Annotated in this window: 19 protein-coding genes and 2 pseudogenes; 11 read left to right on the forward strand and 10 right to left on the reverse strand. The window is 67.4% G+C overall.

Annotation, left to right across the window (positions count from 1 at the left end; genetic code table 11):
* Positions 1-331: 331 nt before the first annotated feature.
* Positions 332-565, reverse strand: coding sequence for a hypothetical protein (locus ACWD35_RS38195; protein ID WP_451355967.1), 234 nt, complete (start codon positions 563-565; stop codon positions 332-334).
* A 539-nt stretch (positions 566-1,104) separates the two neighbouring features.
* Between ACWD35_RS38195 and ACWD35_RS38200 the strand changes: the two genes are divergently transcribed.
* Both ACWD35_RS38200 and ACWD35_RS38205 read left to right on the forward strand, forming a co-directional pair.
* Entirely contained in the window at positions 1,105-1,728 is a 624-nt protein-coding gene (locus tag ACWD35_RS38200) for a MarR family transcriptional regulator (RefSeq protein ID WP_451355968.1), read from the forward strand.
* A 428-nt stretch (positions 1,729-2,156) separates the two neighbouring features.
* The gene (locus tag ACWD35_RS38205; protein WP_451356002.1) at positions 2,157-2,915 is read left to right on the forward strand and encodes a zinc finger domain-containing protein; all 759 of its coding nucleotides are present in this window, start codon (positions 2,157-2,159) and stop codon (positions 2,913-2,915) included.
* 84 nt (positions 2,916-2,999) lie between these two features.
* On the opposite strand, the gene ACWD35_RS38210 is transcribed toward ACWD35_RS38205, so the two are convergent.
* Entirely contained in the window at positions 3,000-3,794 is a 795-nt protein-coding gene (locus tag ACWD35_RS38210) for a nucleotidyltransferase domain-containing protein (RefSeq protein WP_451355969.1), read from the reverse strand.
* A 238-nt stretch (positions 3,795-4,032) separates the two neighbouring features.
* Here ACWD35_RS38210 and ACWD35_RS38215 point away from each other — a divergent pair, with 238 nt between their 5' ends.
* Positions 4,033-4,452 (forward strand): MarR family transcriptional regulator, encoded by a 420-nt coding sequence (locus ACWD35_RS38215; RefSeq protein WP_451355970.1) that lies wholly within the window; start codon positions 4,033-4,035, stop codon positions 4,450-4,452.
* Between the two features lie 64 nt (positions 4,453-4,516).
* Here ACWD35_RS38215 and ACWD35_RS38220 read toward each other — a convergent pair whose 3' ends face one another.
* Entirely contained in the window at positions 4,517-5,368 is an 852-nt protein-coding gene (locus ACWD35_RS38220) for a helix-turn-helix domain-containing protein (RefSeq protein WP_451355971.1), read from the reverse strand.
* Between the two features lie 10 nt (positions 5,369-5,378).
* A pseudogene (locus ACWD35_RS38225) lies at positions 5,379-6,127 on the reverse strand (DUF6879 family protein).
* Between the two features lie 280 nt (positions 6,128-6,407).
* Here ACWD35_RS38225 and ACWD35_RS38230 point away from each other — a divergent pair.
* The 3 genes from ACWD35_RS38230 to ACWD35_RS38240 all read left to right on the forward strand — a co-directional run bounded on the left by ACWD35_RS38230 (position 6,408) and on the right by ACWD35_RS38240 (position 7,553).
* Positions 6,408-6,746, forward strand: a complete 339-nt coding sequence (locus ACWD35_RS38230) for a hypothetical protein (RefSeq protein ID WP_451355972.1) — start codon at positions 6,408-6,410, stop codon at positions 6,744-6,746.
* Positions 6,743-7,312 carry a hypothetical protein gene (locus ACWD35_RS38235; protein WP_451355973.1) on the forward strand — a complete coding sequence of 190 codons (570 nt, stop codon included), beginning with the start codon at positions 6,743-6,745 and terminating at the stop codon, positions 7,310-7,312. The genes ACWD35_RS38230 and ACWD35_RS38235 overlap by 4 nt, the downstream gene beginning before the upstream one ends.
* Before the next feature lie 76 nt (positions 7,313-7,388).
* Positions 7,389-7,553 carry a hypothetical protein gene (locus ACWD35_RS38240; protein ID WP_451355974.1) on the forward strand — a complete coding sequence of 55 codons (165 nt, stop codon included), beginning with the start codon at positions 7,389-7,391 and terminating at the stop codon, positions 7,551-7,553.
* Positions 7,554-7,650: 97 nt separating this feature from the next.
* Here the strand turns inward: ACWD35_RS38240 and ACWD35_RS38245 are convergent, their stop codons facing one another.
* A complete protein-coding gene (locus ACWD35_RS38245) occupies positions 7,651-8,898 on the reverse strand; it encodes a serine hydrolase domain-containing protein (protein ID WP_451355975.1) in 1,248 nt (415 codons plus the stop codon).
* A 156-nt stretch (positions 8,899-9,054) separates the two neighbouring features.
* Between ACWD35_RS38245 and ACWD35_RS38250 the strand changes: the two genes are divergently transcribed.
* The 3 genes from ACWD35_RS38250 to cutA all read left to right on the forward strand — a co-directional run bounded on the left by ACWD35_RS38250 (position 9,055) and on the right by cutA (position 11,318).
* Complete coding sequence (locus ACWD35_RS38250; protein WP_451355976.1) at positions 9,055-10,209, forward strand: sensor histidine kinase; 1,155 nt, start codon at positions 9,055-9,057, stop codon at positions 10,207-10,209.
* Complete coding sequence (locus ACWD35_RS38255) at positions 10,200-10,865, forward strand: response regulator (protein WP_451355977.1); 666 nt, start codon at positions 10,200-10,202, stop codon at positions 10,863-10,865. The genes ACWD35_RS38250 and ACWD35_RS38255 overlap by 10 nt, the downstream gene beginning before the upstream one ends.
* A gap of 126 nt (positions 10,866-10,991) precedes the next feature.
* Positions 10,992-11,318 (forward strand): divalent-cation tolerance protein CutA, encoded by a 327-nt coding sequence (cutA, locus tag ACWD35_RS38260; protein ID WP_451355978.1) that lies wholly within the window; start codon positions 10,992-10,994, stop codon positions 11,316-11,318.
* A gap of 277 nt (positions 11,319-11,595) precedes the next feature.
* On the opposite strand, the pseudogene ACWD35_RS38265 reads toward cutA, so the two are convergent.
* Positions 11,596-11,826, reverse strand: a pseudogene (locus ACWD35_RS38265) (MBL fold metallo-hydrolase); the annotation flags it as partial.
* 131 nt (positions 11,827-11,957) lie between these two features.
* Entirely contained in the window at positions 11,958-13,442 is a 1,485-nt protein-coding gene (locus ACWD35_RS38270; protein WP_451355979.1) for an MFS transporter, read from the reverse strand.
* A 247-nt stretch (positions 13,443-13,689) separates the two neighbouring features.
* Here ACWD35_RS38270 and ACWD35_RS38275 point away from each other — a divergent pair, with 247 nt between their 5' ends.
* On the forward strand, positions 13,690-14,631 hold the full coding sequence (locus tag ACWD35_RS38275; protein ID WP_451355980.1) for a helix-turn-helix domain-containing protein: 942 nt from the start codon (positions 13,690-13,692) through the stop codon (positions 14,629-14,631).
* A 154-nt stretch (positions 14,632-14,785) separates the two neighbouring features.
* On the opposite strand, the gene ACWD35_RS38280 is transcribed toward ACWD35_RS38275, so the two are convergent.
* Together ACWD35_RS38280 and ACWD35_RS38285 are read right to left on the reverse strand one after the other, a co-directional pair.
* Positions 14,786-16,012, reverse strand: a complete 1,227-nt coding sequence (locus ACWD35_RS38280; protein WP_451355981.1) for an acyltransferase family protein — start codon at positions 16,010-16,012, stop codon at positions 14,786-14,788.
* Positions 16,005-16,853 carry a DUF459 domain-containing protein gene (locus tag ACWD35_RS38285; protein ID WP_451355982.1) on the reverse strand — a complete coding sequence of 283 codons (849 nt, stop codon included), beginning with the start codon at positions 16,851-16,853 and terminating at the stop codon, positions 16,005-16,007. The genes ACWD35_RS38280 and ACWD35_RS38285 overlap by 8 nt, the downstream gene beginning before the upstream one ends.
* Positions 16,854-17,174: 321 nt before the next feature.
* On the opposite strand from ACWD35_RS38285, the gene ACWD35_RS38290 reads away from it, so the two are divergent.
* Positions 17,175-18,047: an SGNH hydrolase domain-containing protein gene (locus tag ACWD35_RS38290; protein WP_451355983.1), complete on the forward strand. Its 873-nt coding sequence runs from the start codon at positions 17,175-17,177 to the stop codon at positions 18,045-18,047.
* A gap of 526 nt (positions 18,048-18,573) precedes the next feature.
* Here the strand turns inward: ACWD35_RS38290 and ACWD35_RS38295 are convergent.
* The gene (locus ACWD35_RS38295; RefSeq protein ID WP_451355984.1) at positions 18,574-18,897 is read right to left on the reverse strand and encodes a hypothetical protein; all 324 of its coding nucleotides are present in this window, start codon (positions 18,895-18,897) and stop codon (positions 18,574-18,576) included.

Here is an 18,897-nt window from a genome sequence, read left to right on the forward strand (position 1 = left end):
CGCGGAGCGGGTGCCATCGCGCTGCGCGCGATGCAAGCGAACCCCCGCGCTGCGCGCGGGGGTTCCGCTCCCGCTCCGCGGGAGCGGAGGCGGCTCGCTGCGCTCCCCGCCCAGTAACCCTGCGGAGCAGGGTTACTGACGCTCCTTCCGCTGCGCTCCAGGAGCGCACGCCCCGCTATCGCGGGGCGTGGCCGGCCTTCGGTCGGAAGGTGGCTTCCGCTGCGCTCCAGCCACCGTGACGCTAACGCGTCACAAGGCGTACCACGCTTCGCGCGGCACGCCACAGCTAGCAGCGGGAAGGGTGTGCGGGGGCTGGTTGACTGGCTTTAGGTCACTCGATGTGTCCAGTGTCTGGGTCCACTTGGCGCAGGAACTCCCTCGCGTAGGCTTTCAGTTCCTCCGCGCTCGGCGGCTCGGCTCCATGCACTCGAGAGGTGAAGCCGTACTCCGGATCAGGTCCGGTCAGCCACGTGAAGTCATAGGTCCCCGGCTCGTCCGGGCGATCACAGACCTCGAACCGCTCCCCATCAACACTCAGCGTCCACTGGTGGCTTCTTCGTTCCATGACCGCCAGCCTGCCATCCGGAGCAACGCAGACAGGCACAGATGTGATGCTTCAAAAATACTCCCGGATCGACTTTGGATCACGACGCCTGTCCCAGGCGTGCCAGACAGGGAGCAGGCTGTCCCGGCTGACCGACACCAAGATGCGAAGAGAGGAACCGGCGCTAGTGCAGGCCTCCCAACGAACTTGAAGAGACGTCAGCCCCCCATGCCTCGACACCCACACCGGGATGTGACATGGAAGCCATGGGTGAGATGGGCCAGATCCGCCCGTGGGGGCCGCACGCTGACGCGTTCGTTGGTCGCATATAGAGCGCGCAGCCTCCGCGAGCCTTTGACCTGCGAAAAAGCGCGCAACATAGGCATCGCAGGATGCTCATATCGGCATCCTAGGATGCCGATACATGTCGCTCACGTTCATGTCGTGTGTGGTAATCGAGGGAACTCTCTGATTCTTTCGATTACCACACACGACATGTCGCAGTAGGTAAGCTAAAGACCGTCAGACAGCAGCCACGCAAGCCAGGTCGGGGGACGTACGTGCCGAAGCAGGGGCGGAGCGGGCACAGCCGGGAACTGGTGAACACCGCGACCGGTGAGGTCCATGAGCTGTGGGAGCCAGAGGAAGACGACTCCCGCCGGCCTTACGCCTTCGGCGGCCGACACGGGCAGTTCAGCTTCAGCCGCGTCAAGGCCATGCTGGCCAAGGACTCCGGGATCACCGGCGACGACTTACGCGTCTTCTTCTACTGCGGGATCATGACCTACGAGGAGGGCGGCGCGACCGCGAAGGACGCCGCCGAATTCCTCGGACTGACCCCGCAGGCCACCAGGAGGATCGCGAAGAAGCTCGCCGAGCACAAGATGTTCCTCCTGGCCGAAGTGATCGGCCGGACGATCAAGTACCGGGCAAGTCCGCACATCATTTCCGCCCTCTCCGGGCGGGAACAGTCCGAACAGGCCGCCGCCTTCCACCTGCCGACTCTGCCGGGACGCTCCGGCTCAGCATCGAAGGGCCGACCCCATGCCACGTCAAAGCCCGTACCCAGACCTCGCCGCCCTGCAGGAACGGACGAGGACACTGCCCCACCTGAAGCAGAACGTACTGATGACATACGCAATCCTCGGGGGCCTGGACAACGCCGTCGAGCGCACGGCGGCTGAACTAGCCGAGCGCATAGGAGTTCCAGCGCCGCACTTCTCACGCGCCCGCAGGGAACTCGTGGAAGACGGATGGCTGGAACACACACACAGCGAAGGCCAAGTGAAGTTCTTCCGCCTCGGCGACAAAGCCACCGGACGCAAGGTCGTCGTGTCCCTACGAAACCGACCAACCGCCTGAACAAACGTTTCACAGCCAGGCCCTCTACCCCCTCGCAGCACACCCAGCAAGAACGGCGCACCCACCGCAGCACCGGCGGCCAACTATGCCTGGTCCCCCAATCGGGTGAGCTGAGTTCAGAAGCACGCCGTTTTTTGTGCGCCTGGACCGTTAGTAGTACGTGAGGACTGAGAACGCGAGCGAGGACGGGACATGCAGCTGCTCCCGGCCGGTGGTCATCGTGAACGGTTACCGCTACGAAGTCGTGCCGGTGGAACCAGACACTGCATGTTGCACCCGCTGCTCGGCGCCCATCCACGGCTCCTGGCGCCTTGGCCGCACTTTGGACCTGACCAACCCGAACCTGTGCGGCCAGCCCCGTAAGGACGGTGAACCGTGCAGATGGGACACCTCCCGTGAGCCGTGCCGTGCCCACCCCAGCCCGGAGGCCTTGAAACGCCGACAAGCGGAGGAACAGGCTGCTCAGGAACGCCGGAAACGGGCTGAAGAAGAACGCCGCCACGAGACTGAACGGCGGCGCCGCAACATCATCATGATCCTCTCAGTGCGGTGCCCGCACTGCACTGCGCCGGCTGGCCGCCTGTGCCAATCCCCCAAGGGAGACACAGTGCGCAGCCTCCACCAGGCGCGGCGCAAGCTCGCTGGCGTCGACGGCCCCAAGGCCTTCGCCATCGAGGCAGCCAACTTCTACACGCCAACCGTCCCCGAACCGCCCCTCGACGGCGACCTGCGCGAACTGCTAGGCGACCCGCTCGAAGACCACACAGAGCAGGCCACCCGCCGCTACCTCGCCGAACAACAGCACACCGCCGCACGCAAAATGCTCGCAGCGCGCCGCGAGATGTGGCTCGCCGAAGCCGACCGTACCGCAGAGATCACAGCCCAGCCCTGCCCCACGTGCAACGCAGAGCAGTCGACCCCATGCGAACGAACCGCCCGATGGCACAACCCGTTCCATGAGGCAAGAGTGGACATCGCTATGACAGCCGCAGCAAACCCAGCCGAGTGACTCACACCACCGTGCCAGCCTGTGGCGCCCCGGAGATGAGAGACAGTAGCGGACGCCCTTGGCCCCCACGCCGGGGCAGCTTGGTCAGGTCTTCTCATCGATGACGTCGTGGAGGTATTGCACGGCGAGCTTTTCGGCGTGGCGGCGGCGTTCGATTGTCGCTCCGGTGTCGTCGAACCACCGCCGATAGAGCTCGACGCTGGCGAGGAGAGCCTGGCCGGCGTCATACCGGTCGTAGCCGCAGAGGGTTGCCTGAAGGTCGCGTGCCTCCTCCGGTGCGATTGATTCGAGGTGGCGGACGCCGCGAGGTGATGCACCCACCCGCCGAGCGGCCAGAGGCCCCAGCACGACCTCGCGAAGGTAGCTGAGGAAGCCGATGACCTCGAAGAGCTCACCGCGGCCAAGTTTCGTCGCACCGTAGTGCACCCAGATCCAGAACCGGTCCTCGATCCACTGGAGGTCGAGTGACGGGGCTGTCAGCGGATGCTCCGCGAGCGAGCTGGCCAGGCCGCCGTCTCGGTCCCAGAGGATGTCGGGGTCCTCGGCGCGCTCGGCAAAGTCGGAGGCCCGCACGAACTTGAAGTCGACATGGAGGAGGGGCGGGCCGATCAGCGTGATGATCAGGCGTGGTTCGCCGACGTGCTCCCCGGTAAACCCTGCCACAAGGGCAGCCCACGAACCGATCAACGCGAGTCGCTCCTGCATGACCGAGTCGTACGCCTTGTCATCGATGACCACGATCAGATCGACATCGGAGTAGATGTCGGGGTGTCCCCCGGCGATCGACCCTGCGACGGCAACACCGGCCACTCTCGAATCCTGCTGAATCCGAGGAAGCACCTCGCTGAGGAACTGGCTGTGCGGAGAAAGGGCGTCCATGGCATTCCTTCCGGTACGAGCAAAGTTTTCGAACGTACCATGCCCACCGGCCGGATGCGCGAGGAGCGCGGGGCGCAGAAGGCGCTGACGTACCTCACCAGCAGGCGATTTACGAGTTCCGCATGAAGCGGGCTGAGGAGCGGCGCGAACGACGGCAGCGGTTCGACGCGCGCATGGAGCGGAAGCAGAAGCAGTTCGATGAAATGCACGGGGTGACGATGCCGAAGGAGGACGATCTGTGAGCGGGCTGTTGTTCGCACCGGTCAATGCCGAGGGCGTGGTGGCCTCCCTGAACCTGTCGCAACCGGCATACCGCATCCTTCACGCCCTGCGGTCCCGCAGCGAGCCAGGTGGGCGCATAGAGACAGGCCAGGCTCAGATCGCTGCCCTCCTGGGACTGAGCCGACCGAGCGTCACCTCCGGCCTGCGCGACCTGATACTCGCCCGGCTGGTGAAGAAAGAACGCAACGGCGTCTACCGCATCAACCCCATGCTCGCCGGCTACCAGCATCCAGCTGAGGCCGTGGCCGCCATCGAGCAGATGAACCCCCTCGACCGGCTCGACGACCCGCACTTCGTCACCCGGTACCACCAAGCCGTCGAAGAGTACCGGGAGCAACTGGCCCGCGACCGCCGCAAAAAACTGCGAGTCGCCTGACCGTCCTGCACCCCATGACACCACCCACACGCACAAGGGCCAGGCGCGTTCGTCATGCCCGACATCAGATGGAGTTCAGCGCCCGCCGGGCCCGGTTGATGAGGTTGTGTGCGTTTGCCCCGTACACCGCCGACTCCCGGAGCAGATTCCACACCCGCAGGTAGGTGGCGATGGAGTCGGCATCGTCCAGCCACAGCTCGGCGTGCCAGTCCTCAGTGATGACGACTCGGTCGTCCAGGACGCAGAACCCGTTCGCGGCGGGTACCTTGAGTGAGGCTCCGAGCGGAATGATCCCCAGCTCCACGGTGTCCATACCGATCACGCCCGTGAGGCGGTCCAGCTGGGCTCCGAGGACGGACGGGGTGCAGATCAGGGCGTGAAGTGCCGCCTCCCACACCAGGGAGTAGAATCGGTGACCAGCCTCGTAGAGCCACTCCTGGCGGCGTATCCGGGCCCGTACGGCCTCATCAGTATCGCGGGCCGTCCCGTGGAGGTCGGCATAGCGGATGAAGATGGCCCGCGCGTAATCGGGAGTCTGGAGCATGCCCGGGACGACAGCCTCCTCCCACGCGCGGATGACCGTGGACCGTGACACCTCCAGGTTCCAGCTGTCCTGGACGGGCCGGTGACCGGCAGCGAGTTGGCGACGCCAGGAGCGAATGTGGGATTCGAACCCCTTGAGGCGGGCATCGAGTTCATCGATAGCATCGGACTGACCAACACCTTCAGCCCAGGCCCGCAGGTCATCGCTGGTCGCGGTCTGACGGCCACCCTCGAGTTTGTAGATCTTGGAGTGCGGCCAGCCAAGCCGCTGGGCAAGCTGGGTGCCGGTGAGCCGACCGCCGGGGGCCGACAGGCGCAATTCCCGGAGCCGTACTCCGAGGGCTTCCCGGGCCTGCTGAAAGTCTGTGCCCACCGGCTCCCCGTCAGCGCTGGCGCAGTTGCGCCACGAACTCGTCGTACGGCTTCGAGATGTGTACAGCGGCGTCGCGGATCTGGCAGTACCCCAGCACCACGGCAGGCTCCGTGATGACCTCCAGGTCCCCCAGCACGTCCTCGTCGTCAAAGTGGAGCACGACCACAAGGCGGCTGTCGAAGACCCAGAAGTCCTCGGCAGGGATGCGAGCGCGAACCGCGTCATCCCGCCATGCGTTGCGGACCTCCTCGCCGGTGGCAGCGTTGGTACGCGCGTAGTCCAGAAGAAACAACTGGCCTTCACTGGGCGGGTCGTTGACAACGCGGACGCGCCCGACGTACTTGCCGCGGTCGGTCTGTTGACGGATGTTGGTGCACCAGTCGCTGTCGAGGTCCATCGGGACCCGGCCCGTCCGCTGAAATTCTGCGAAGCCGGCGTCATCCCGATCAGAGGCGTAGCCGCAACGCGTCTCCAAGTGCCAAGCCGAGTGCTCGAACGTCTCGAAGAGGCGGCCGAACTCTTCGAAGCTGATCAGCTTGGCTACGCGTTCCATCTCCTTCGGTCCGTGGTTGACGAGCAGCTCACGCGGCACCACCACCGCCGCGTCGCCCGAACCGAAGTGCTGGAGCTGGACAAGATCTTCGGGATCGGTGAGCGGACTCCCTGGACGATGATCTCTCCGGAGTCAGCGTCGCTGTGTAGCGCCGGGCAGCCCCCGTTCTTGCTGTCCGTACCGTTGAACCGCAGTCGTCGTGCCATGTCGCCTCCGTCTTCGGAGTGTGGACGACCAGCATCACGGCGCGGGCAGGCCCCGCACTACAGGGCACCGCCCCCTTCACCAGACCACACGAGAACATCCGGCCAGTGTGCAAGAACATTCGAGAACATCGCCTGGCCCAGGTCAAGAGCGGGTCCCTACCGTCCTGTTCATGGCCCCACAACCAGCGACTTCGGCCCTCGCGCATATGGACCACGACCGAGGCCGCACAGCCGTCGCGCTGCGCCTCGCCGAACTCTTCCGCCAAAGGGGCGCCGTAGCATGACCACCGCGACTCCGTCGGCCCACTCGCGGGCGCTCGCCTCACTTCAGCTGCCTGGCACGGGACGACTGACACCCGCACAGCTTCGCAGCGCCAACTGCGTATGGTGCGGGACCGAGCTGCAGGGCGACACCGCGGTCGACCTCGGGCAGCGCTACGACAGCATCCTTGGTGTCGTCGGCCGCTGGTTCCCCCGCGGCTGCCGCCACTGCACACTCAAGCCGATCCTGACCAGCTACAACGGCCACCTGGGGACCTGCAAGCAGTGCATGGGTGGCCCAGCCCTCTGCCAGACCCGACGCGCCCTGAGGGCCCTGGCCCGGGAGCTGCGCCGATGAACGGCCTGAAAGCAGTACAGCCAGTCCAAACCGCGCCCGGTGCGCTCGTACACACCAGCGCCAAACGGCGACTGGCCGCCGGGCACTGGCTCCTCGCCGCCCACCCCGCACCCGAACAGGCCCGCCTGGAATGGCAGGAACACAAACTCGCCCTACTGCCCCTGGGCACGCTCTTCTCCGCCGTACGCATCCCCAGCCAGCTCATCCACACCCTCACCGGAACCGAAGAACCCGACGAGACCGACGACTTCCTCGACGACGCCCTCGACGGCGGACCCGTCATCCACGACCCCCGCGGACACCGCTACTACGCCCTCGCCCCCGCCAGCATGCCCCACACCTGGCAACACGCCGCAGCCGAATGGCGGGCCAAACTCGGCATCGAACTCCTCGGACACGGCACCCACCTCGGCGTTCCCAGCCCGGAACACGTGGACTTCGACCCCCGCTCATGTCCCTCCTACTGGGCCGTACCCATACACTCCCCCGCCACCCTCTGCACCCCACTCCGAGTCGCCCGACTCCTCACCACCACACACCACCAACTGACCAACGAACCCCACTGAGATCATCCGCTACAGCGACGCGGTGTCATCAGCCGGAAAAGGAGCGCCGTGCCCAGGGACGATCAGGCCGGCGACAATGAGCACTCGCAGACGGGAGACGCGCACGGCCTCGCAGTCCCGGGCCACCGGGCCGTCCACCGAGCCGTCAGGCCACCACCACAGGTCGCCGGCGAACGCCACCACGCCCTCGCTCGTGCCCGCGAGAAGCGCGATGTTCTCGGAGCTGGAGTCCTACGACTGAACGGGGCGTACGGCCGAGTACCACCGCGCGCAGGTCCGGGGACACCTTGGCTCAGCAGCTTGTGGTGGCCCGGAGCCGGCACGAGCGTCCTGGGCGGTCACTTTCCCTGTCTGTTGCTGACGGTGTCGCACAGCGCGCGGTCGACGAGGTTGCTGGCGGCCTTTTGTTGCCGGAGCGTTTGATCGAGGTCGTTGAAGCTGGTGGACATGGAGACGGTGACGGTGCGGCTGCCGTCGTCGGTGGCGCCGTTCAGGGTGATGTAGCCGGCTTCGCCTCCTTCATGGCTCCAGTAGCTGCCGCCGCAGGTCAGGGGGCGGTTGACCAAGCCGAGGCCGTAGCGTCCGCCGGGCCAGAATGCCTGGAACGGCTTGGGGACCGGGACGGTGTCCTGCATCTCGGCCATGCGCGCCCTGGGCAGCAGCTTGCCGCCCAGCAGTCCCTGGAAGAAGCGGTTGACGTCCGCCGTGGTGGAGACATAGCCGCCGAGGTCGGGGACGATCTGTTCGGTGACGTCGGTCCGTTCGCCGGGGGCGAATACCTGGTAGCCGTCGGCGTGCGGGCGGCGAAGGGTGGGCGTGGTGCCCGGCAGGTAGGTGTGGTTCATGCCGAGCGGTTTCAGGATCCGGCTCTCGACCTCCTCCTGCCATGGGCGGCCGGCGGCCTTTTCGACGATCATGCCGAGGACGACGTAGCCGGTGTTGGAGTAGCTCCAGCCGGTGCCGGGCTGGAAGTCCGGGTGGTGCTTCATCGCCCGGGCGACGATCTGTTCGGGGGTGTAGGTGTCGTAGCGGTGCTGGTGGTACTCCTGCGGGGTGTCGAAGCCGGGAAGGTCGTCGTGCAGGCCGCTGGTGTTCTGCAGGAGTTGGCGCACGGTGATCTTCCGTCCGTCGTTGCCGTTGCCGTTGATCACACCGGGCAGCCAGCGGTCCACCGTGTCGTCCAGTGACAGCTTGCCGTCGTCGACCAACTGCAGGATCGCAGTGGCCATGAGTGTTTTGCCGGTGCTGGCGATCCGGAAGTAGCCGTCGCGGGGCACCGGGCGGTTCGTGCCCGCCACGGCGACGCCGGTGGTGGCGACCAGATCCCGGCCGGAGGCGGTGGTCACCCGCGCCTGTACGCCCGTGACCCGCAGCGCCTGGATGGCATCGATGTCCCGGCGCAGGTCGTCTTGTTGGTAGCCGGGTGCGGACGTCGCGGCCGCGTCGTCCGAGGACTGGACAGCTATGGCCACACCCGCTGTGACGAGTGCTGCCGCCGCGACGGCCAGCCACCCTCGGCCGATCCGGCGGTGACGCTGCTGGGACGGGTGGCGCTGCGGCGCGGAGGCCGGGGTTGTGGATCTCATGAATCCCACGCTAGGTAAGCGTCGACTTGCAAGTCGCTACCACAGGCGGCCGATTGAAACCTACAGGTGGCTGTAGTGCCGCAGGGGCGGCCCGGCACGTACAGTGGCGCGTCCGAGGGCCGCTCCCGGTCCCGTACGACAGACGAAGGCGAACCAGTGCACCGCGTGATCGGCGAGGCCCGCGCACGGTTGGTCCAGACCGGGCGCAGCGGACGCTACCTGCTCGGCACCCTGATGACCGCGACGGTGACGCTCCTGGCGGCGCCACTGCTGTGCGTACCGTCGCTGGCAGCTCCCTGGGCGGAGAGCCACCGCCGGCGCGCCGGGGCGCTGCTGGGCCGACCGGTGCAGCCGCGCCCGCGCGACCTCCGCCGCGACCTTGCGTGGGTCGTGACTCAGGTGGCCACCGGCCTGCCCGCGGGCACACTCGCCATGCTGTGCCTGGGTAACCTGCTCCTCACCCTTGTCGTCACCGTGGGGTGGTGGGCCTTTCCCACGTCGGATCCGCCACGGCTGCTGCTCGGTGTCCGTATCAACAGCTGGGCCTCCGCGCTGACGATCAACCTGGCGCAATTCCTGCTCCTTGCGGCGCTGGCGGCCATCGCCCTGCCACCGCTCGCCCGGGTGCACGCGCGGTGCTGCCTGGCAGTCCTGGCACCGTCTCCCGCGGAGCAACTGGCCGCGCGCGTCACCGAGCTGACCCAGACGCGCGCAGACGTCCTGCAGGCGCACGGCGCGGAACTCCGCCGGATCGAACGCGACCTGCACGACGGCACCCAGGCCCGGCTGGTGGCCATCGCCATGCGGCTTGCCGTGGCCGGGGAGATCCTTCCCCAGAACCCGGACGCGGCCGCTGCGCTCGTACGGCAGGCCCAAGCCGAGACCGAGGAGGCTATGACCGAGCTGCGCTCGGTCATCCGCACCATCTACCCTCCGGTCCTGGCCGACCAGGGCCTCGTCGGCGCGCTCAGCACCCTGGCCACCAGGGCCGGCGTACCGACCCGCATCGACATCGGCGAGCTCGGTGAGGTCCCTGCCGCGGTCGAAGCGGTCGCCTACTTCGCCGTCACCGAGGCGCTGGCGAACATCGCCCGGCACAGCCGAGCCACCAAGGCCGCCGTCCACGTCACCCGCAACGGCGCGATGCTGTCCGCAGAGATCACCGACGACGGGACCGGCGGGGCGGACGCATCTCGAGGCAGCGGCCTGGACGGAATTGGCCGCCGCGCCGCCGCCCTGGACGGCACCATGAAGATCAGCAGCCCGCCGGGCGGGCCGACCACCATCACCGTGGAGCTGCCGTGCGTGTAGTCATCGTCGAGGACAACGTCCTGCTGTCGTCCGGACTCGAACTCCTGCTGGGCTCCCAGGGCTTCGAGGTCGCCGCGATCACGGATGACGCCCCCGGCTTCCTCGCCGCCGTCGAGACCCACCGCCCGGACGTCACCATCGTCGACGTGCGGCTGCCCCCGACCTTCCGCGACGAGGGTATCCGCGCCGCCCTCCGGGCCCGCCGCGACCGCCCCGGACTTCCCGTCCTGGTCCTGTCTCAGTACGTCGAGCAGGAATACGCCGGCCGCCTCCTCTCCGACACCCGCGGCGGCATCGGCTATCTACTCAAAGACCGGGTGAGCCGTATCGCAGAGTTCACCGAAGCACTGCGCCGCGTGGCCGCCGGCGGCACCGCCATGGACCCCGAGGTCATCGCCCAGCTCCTCGCCGTCCGCGGCGACCCCGTCGACGCCCTCACCCCCCGCGAACGCGAGGTCCTGGCTCTGATGGCCGAAGGTCACAACAACGCCACCATCGCCCAGCGGCTTTTCATCACCGACAACGCCGTCCACAAACACATCGGCAGCGTCTTCCTCAAACTCGGCCTGTCGGCCGGCGACAGCGGGCACCGCCGGGTCCGCGCCGTCCTGGCCTACCTCCGCCGCCACGGCGGCACCGAACCCAGCCCCTGTTGAGTAATCGACCGATTGATGAGCAACGCCGGCAACGCTTCGCCGCACAAGCTGCCAACCTCCCCCACACCGCCTGAACGAGGGCACGGCTCCCTTCGCAGACCCACGCGATCAAACTACGCTCGCGATATGGCCGACTTTCTCCAGGTGTCCACGGCAACCCCGACCCGAGACCAGGCTGTTGAACTGGCGCGGGCAGTCGTCAGCCATCGCCTCGCGGCAGGGGCGCAGATCGTCGGGCCCGTGATCTCCGCGTTCTGGCACGACGGGGAATTCGGCACCGGCGAGGAATGGCAGCTGCTGCTGAAAACCACCGCCGCCCGTTACCCGGAGCTGGAAGCCCACCTACTCAAGCATCACCCCTGGCAGAACCCTGAAATCGCTGCGGTGCCGATCGCAGCAGGGTCACAGGGCTGCCTCGACTGGATCGCTGCCAACACCACGCCGGAAGAGTAGGACGCCAGGTCACCGCGGCCTTGTCCAGAACGGCAGCCACCACGGGCGAAGAGACCTCGGCAGAAAGATCCAGAGCGCGTTCCGTCACCGTGGCCGCCTGCTCCACTTCGCCGACATGCAAGTAGGCGATGGCCAACTGGCGGATCCGTTCCCATGCCAACCCAGGCCACCTGCGGTTTCCTTGGGAGCAGGCGGAACGGAAACACCAATCAGAACCGCCCGACTTCTCACCACCACACACCACCAACTGACCAACGAACCCCATTGAGACGATCCGCTACAGCGAGGCGGTGCCGTCGGCCGGAAAAGGAGCGCCGTGCCCGGGGACGATCGGGTCGGCGACAGTGAGCACCCGCAGACGGGAGGCGCGCAGGGCCTCGCGGTCCGGGGCCACCGGGCCGTCCACCGAGCCGTCAGGCCACCACCACAGGTCGCCGGCGAACGCCACCACGGCCTCGCTCGTGCCCGCTAGAAGCGTGATGTCCTCGGGGCTGTGGCCCGGCGTTTGACGCGCCTCGCAGAAGCACAACACTGACCAACAAACGAGCCCCCGAACTGCGTGAGGCGGTGCGGCGCAACGAGGTCGTGCTCGCGGACCTGGAGCCGCTGCAGGGGGGCGAGTGGAGCCGATCGAGGGCGTCAGCCACGGGGCAGGAGGAGGCGGGATAGGGCGGCGGTGGCGAGGAGGAGGGCGGCGACGGTGAGGAGGCCGATGCGCATGCCCGGGAGGGAGAAGCCTCCGCCAGGGCCGGAGAGCAGGCTGCCGAAGAGGGCGACGGCAAGCGCACCGCCTGTCTGGCGGAACGAGTTGAGCAGCCCCGACGCTGTCCCCGCGCGCTCACCCGGGACGGCGTCCATCAGCAGCGCGGTCAGCACGGGCACCACGAGCGCCCCGCCGACGCTCAGCGGCAGCAGCAGCACCAGCACCAGCCACACCGGGGTGTGCGCGGCCAGCGGCAGCATGGCCAGCATCGCTCCGGTGAAGATCAGCTGGCCGGCGACGATCACCGGCCGCCGCCCGATCCGCTCCGCCAGCCGCGGCGAGACCAGGTTGGTCGCCGTCACCACCGCCGACATAGGGACGAACATCAGCCCGGCCGCGATCCCCGACATTCCGCGCAGCTGCTGGTAGTACAGCCCGAGGAGGAAGATCCCGCCGTAGAAGGCCGCGTTGACGGCGAAACCGACCGCCAGCGGGACGGCCACCCGGCGGTCCATCAGCATGCCCAGCGGGACCATGGGCTGGCGGTGCCGGGCCTCCACCACACGGAAGGCGCACCCGGAGGCGACGGCGAGCGCGGCGGCGGCCAGCACGGGGCCGCTGGTCCAGCCCAGGTGGCCACCCTCGATCACCGCGAAGGCCAGCCCGGCCAGGGCCAATACGGCGGTGAGCTGGCCGCCGCCGTCCACCGCGGCGGGTCGGCGCGCGGAGCGCGGCACGCGGACCAGCAGGCCCAGGATCACCGCGCCCACCGGGAGGTTGAGCAGGAAGACCGCCCGCCAGCCGGCCGAGTCGGTGAGCAGCCCGCCCAGCACCGGACCCGCGGCCATCGCCACCGAACCACCGACCGTCCACAGCGCGATGGCGCGGGCACGCGCCCGGGCGTCCTCGTAGGCTTGCCGGATCAGCGCCAGCGAGGCCGGCATCACGATCGCGGCGGCACCGCCCTGCGCCACGCGCGCGCCGACCAGCACGCCGATGCCGGGCGCGAGTGCGCAGCCGAGGGAGGCGAGGGTGAACAGGGCCACGCCCCAGGCGTAGGCGCGGCGGGCGCCCGCACGGTCGGCGAGGGCGCCGGCGGAGATCATCAGGGCCGCGAACATCAGGGTGTACGCGTCCACCACCCACTGCAGTCCGGTCATCCCGCCGCTGAGGGACTTCCCTATCGCGGGCAGGGCGATGTTGACGGCCGAGACGTCGATGGTGATGACCGTGAAGCCGAGCAGCGAGGCGACCAGCGCGACGCCACCGCGCCGCGGCACGGTGGGGGCGTCGGCGGGCGGCGCGGTTGGTCGGGACCGGTGCGGCTGTCGTCGCCGGAGCGTGGGCGTCGATGATTGCTGACCGTGCCCGTGGGCGATCGCGGTGGACGCGGACGTGGGAAGGACAGGGGTGGACCGCATGATGAACTCCTGTGTGAGCAAGTGGAATTGACTGTGAATCGGAGGGCGCCGGCGGGCGGCTCCAGCCTGCCGAGGCCGCGGTCCTGTGCCTCGCACCCCCTGGGCCCCGGCGGCCGGGCCGCCCGCTGCGGGAACAACTCTCCGCGCCCACGCGGCCTCCTGGCAGACCGGGCTGTTCCCGGGGTGCGGCGTTCCAGGACCTGACAGGGCCCCCCACGTTCCCGGTCCGCCTGCCACAATGGGCCGAATGGCAGCAGCAGACGCACGGGGCACCGAGCTCGGCAGATATCTGAAGGCCCGCAGGGCACAGGTCCGCCCGGAGGACGTCGGCCTCCCGGTCGGCGCGGGACTGCGCCGTACTCCCGGACTGCGCCGGGAGGAGCTGGCCGCGCTGGCCGGAGTGAGCGTCGACTACTACATCCGCCTGGAGCGCGGCCGGGAGACCAACCCCTCCCCCGCCGTCGTGGACGCCCTCGGCCGCGCGCTGCGACTGCGCGGCGACGCTTACGAACGCCTGCACGAGCTCGTGGAGTTGGCCTCAGGCCGGATCGGTGAACTGCCCGCCTCCTCCGATCACACCGTCCGCGACTCGGTGCTGCGGATGCTGGAGTCGGTGCGTCCGCTCCCCGCTTATGTGGTGAGCCGCTACAACCGCATACTGGCCGCGAACCCACCCGGCCGGCGACTGATGCCCGGACTCTGGGACTGGCCGCAGGACCAGCGCAACCTGACCCGCTATCTCTTCCTCCACCCGGTCGGCCGGACTCTCTACCAGCCGTGGGAGGAGACGGTCGCGCTCTCGGTGGCACATCTGCGGGCGGTCGCCGGAGCCGACCCGGACGACCCTGAGCTGACCGCGCTCGTCGGTGAACTGGTGCTGAAGTCACCGGAGTTCGGGCGACTCTGGGAGCGGTACGACGTCTGCGAACGCGGCGGCGGGCAGAAGTCCTTCCGCCATCCGAAGGTCGGACCGATGACCCTGACCTACGAGGTCATGCAACTGGCTCGGACGGGCGGCCAGCGGATGGTGGTCTACCAGGCAGCCCCCGGCACCCCGGACGAGACGGCCATGCTCCGCCTGGACTCCGCGGACGCCCGACCTGAGTCGGCGCCCTCGGACCATCCGGAGCCGGCCACCGGGCCATGCCCCGCCAGCATGCTTTCCCCCGCCCACGCCTCAGCCAGCTGAGCCTGGACCGCGACCCTCGCCTCTTCGGGCACATCTGCCCGACGATGAGCTCGCGCTGGAGCTCGGCGAGGGCCGCAGGCCGAACTTCGCGCGGCCCTCCAGAGCTTTGGAGGGCCGCCACCCGACAAGTAGCTCTCCGTAGCGGACCTGCGGGCTAGTTGTCCGTCCCGCCCGGGGCGTTCGGTCCAGTGACAATCGGGCCGTCGTGGGCGTCCACAGGATCCGCGACGGGGGTCGTGGTGACCAGGGCCAACGTGGCACAGCAGACAGCCAGAACAGGAAGTAGCGCACGGGGGCGCCACGACGAGGTTCGAACGGGACGCTCGATCAGTCGGTAGCTGGCCGCGGAGAGCAGGACGGCCGCGCAGACGGCTACGGACGCCTTCGCGGCCTGGTTCCATTCCGGGTGGCTGACACCGAGGTAGACCCACACGGGCCAGTGCCATAGGTAGAGCCCGTAACTGCGGTGCCCGAGCCATAGGAGCGGGCGGGACGACAGTGCCCTGCGGAACCGCTCCGCGTGCGCGATGGCATCGATCGACGCCGCCGCCGCGATCCCTGCCAGAGGCAGCTGCCAGGCGTAGAGGGCGGCCGAGTCGATGTCTGCGGTGCACCACAACCAGCCGAGGACCGCTACCGCCGGCCAGGAGAACCGGGAGAACCGGGAGAACAGACCCGGGCGGAACGCGATGACGGCTCCGAGCAGGAGCGCCCCGGCCCGGGTGTCGGTGCCCAGATAGGCGCGATCCGGGACGCCGGGGAGGTAGAGAAGGTGCGCCAGGAGGTAGCAGACCGCCGCAGCCGCGAGGAGAAGCCGGTGGGGATGGCGGATCCGCCCGGCCCCCCAGGTGGTGAGCCCGATCAGAAGGAGGGGCCACAGGAGGTAGAACTGTTCCTCGACGGCCAGGGACCACAGGTGGTTCAGTGGGGCCTGCTCTTTGGACACGTCCCAGTAGTCGACGTGTCCAAGGACCGCGTACCAGTTGGATGTATACGTGAGGGCGGCCAGTGTCTGGGCGTTCACGGTGGGACGCAGTCCCGGAGGATCCTGCAGGAGCATCCACGTCTGGACGGCTCCGACCACCAGCAGGACGGCGGGGAGGAGTCGTTTGACCCGCCGGAACCAGAAGCTCCACAGCGACGGGCGGGGAGCTGCTCGGACTCGCTCTGCCAGAAGCAGCCGGGTGATGACGAACCCCGAGATGACGAAGAACAGATCGACGCCGAGGAATCCGCCGTTCAGCCCGGTCCCGTAGTGGAAAGCCATGACTGCGGCAACGGCGAGGGCCCGTAGGCCGTCGATCGAATCGATCCTCCCGCGGAAAGTCTCCCCTGCTGCTGTGGCCGGACGTTGTTCGAGGGCCAGCGACACCTCAGGCACCGTCCTTGGTGAACATTGAGTTCAGAGCCCAGTTGGCGAGCCGTGCGCGGGCGGGTTTGGTGGGGTGGTCAGTGGGGTCGTAGACCTGTGTTCCTGCGAGGAGTTTGGGACACCCGTCGTCATTGCACAGTTGGCCGCGCAGATCCAGCAGTCGCACACCGGGATGTTTCGCCGAGGCTTCCCGCAGGACCCGGTTCATCACCAGGGCGGAGGAGCGGTACTTCGGATTGCCGACTTGCTGCGAAGTCATCAGGTACAGCGGGGTGTTCCGGCGGGTCAGGAGAGAGACGGCCTGGTTCAGCCGGTCCCGGAAGGCCTGCTCGTGGGTCGGCGAGGCGAGATCACGGGGATTTTCGTCGCCTGCCAGCCGCTGCGGGGTGACATCCCAGAAACCGACTGTCAACAAGGTGGCATCGGGCTTGTACTTCTCCAGATAGGAGGGCCACTGGGTGGGCCACTTGCGACATGCCTCCGGGGTCTCCTCGCCCACGGGGAGCAGGATTCCGCAGCCGCCGAGTCCCGCGTTCACGACGGTGTTGTGAGAGGCCGCGACTTCGCTCATACCGCGGCCGATGCTGGCGGACCAGGAGTCCCCTACCACCAACACGGTCTTCCCGGTCACCGCGGGGGAGAGAGAAGGGGAACCGAGAGGGGGAACTGCTGCCCCGTAATGTGGTTCACCGGCACTGCCCGGGACTGCTTCGGCATGTGTCGTCGCGTTCTTCTCCGCATGTTGTGGAGCGCAACCGCACGCCAGCACGGCGACCACTCCGGCGACGCCGAGTTGGCGAATTCTTCCTCGCATCATTATTACCCACCTGGATTCTCGGGAGTCCGTCATCGCCGGACGGCGCTTATGGATTCCGCGCGCAGGAGCTCTGTAATCAGGCGGAACGACACCCCGCGCTGACTCGGAAGCAATCGGATTGATCACGAGGAGGCTAGCCGTTCGGCCGCTACTGCCAAGTTCTGGCGCGCCCGTTGGTGCATCATCCGGAGGCAGTCTTCCGGTCGGCTTGGCCCGATTCGGTGAAATGCCGTACAGCCGAGTCGTGTCGGACAGTTGTCCAGCTGCCCCCCAGTACGCTCTGGGGTCGTACTCCGAGTTCTCGGAACCTGCTGATGAGCTGCGTACTGTCTTCGTCCGGAGGGATTGGCGATAATGCCTGTAGGTCAAGCACTGAAAGGTGTTTCCCTGTTCCTGGCGGGCAGTATTTCGGGGTGGCCGAGTGGGGCCTCCGGGGTTATTCAAGAACTCAAACCGGCACGCCCGGATCTTCCTTGCTATGCCGCTCCGTGCTCGTTCCCTGAAAGATCTCCATCCCTGCGCAATACCGGCCTACCCCCGTGGGGGGATCCAGCCCTCCTGCCGGGTACGGAAGGGAAGAAGGTGCTGGTTGTCGGAGACTCCTGGGCGCGGGATGCGGCTTCCGGGATTGCCACGGCCTTTGCCGGAAAGGGGCGAGTCAAGGATGCCTCTGCACTCGCCTGTGGGATCCGTAAGCCGATCAATCCGCTGCCGAACCGACATTGTCCGAACTGGGAGGTCGAATGGCCTGCCCTGATGAACAAGGTGCGTCCGGACGCGGTTCTGCTGAGCGTCCAGTGGGATGCGGCCGAGCAGCAGATCGACCCGGGTGGGAAGCAGGTGACGATTCGCGACGACGAGGCACGGAGGAGGTTTGTCGTCAATCTTGACCGGGCCATCCGAATCCTCTCCCAGAGGCACACCCCGGTCTACGTCTTCGGGTCTACCTTTGCGCATACCCCGGGCTCGATTGCGGTCTTGTTGTCCGGGATTCTTCTAGAATTTAGCAAGAAGTATCCCGGGGTGCATTACCTGGATATCTTCCACCAGCTCTGCAATGATTTGAATCAATGCCCGAGGAAGATTTCCGGGGTGCCCGTCTACGGCACCAACGTGCACTGCAGCAAGGAAACCAAAGCACGCCTCGGGAATTGGATTCTCAATTCGATGTTTCATCGGCAGATGGCGCGCATGGAAAATACCCGAAGAGGCTGGAGTGGGAAATGATTGACGTGAAGGTCGTGCGAGCGGCAGGCCCGGGACTACTGGCGGCCGCTCTGCTGGCGCTGCTGCCGGCGCCCGCGCATGCGGCTGACGGGGACTTCTACTGGAGTACCTCCGGACTGGGTGCGCAGGACGGAGTGCTGTCTTCCCCGGTGTCGGGTCGCTGTTACTCCCTAAGGGGGGACAACCCTCCGTTCTATGCGTCGAACTACACCGGCTGGACGGTGCGTTCGTATCAGTCCAGCGGGTGTGGAGGCGCAGTCCGGAGCACCATCGAGCCTGGTGGCGTGGGGCACGTCTACAAGTACGTGAAGTTTCAGTAGTGCTGGGGCTTTGGCGCATACATCTTGAGCCAAGGCCACAGGAAGAGCACAAACGAAACGGGACCCGTGACAGGCAGAAGATCAACACTGCCATCAGGGGTCCCGCTTGGCCTTGGCTCTGTTCACCGTCCAGCAGATCGCAGACCTCCCCGCCAGCCCAAGAAGACCGGCTGGCGGGTGGCCGATGTGGGTCCGAATCCCCCGCGCTAATCGAACTTCACGTACTTGAAGACGTGCCCAAACTCGCCGGGACCGATGGTGCTCTGGACTTTGCCCCGACAACCGCTGGACGGGTACGAACGAACCGTCCGGTCCGTGTTGTTCGATGCGTAGAATGGAGCGTTGTTCCCGACCAGGGAGTAACAGCGGCCCGACTTCGGGGAGGACAGCACTCCGTCCAGCGCACCCACTCCGGAGGTGCTCCAGGAGAAGTCCCCGTCCGCCGCGTGCGCGGGCGCCGGCAGCAGCGCCAGCAAAGTGGCCGCCAATAGCCCCGGGCCTGCCGCTCGCATGACCTTCACGCCATTCAT

The sequence above is a fragment of the Streptomyces sp. NPDC002671 genome (assembly GCF_053592475.1).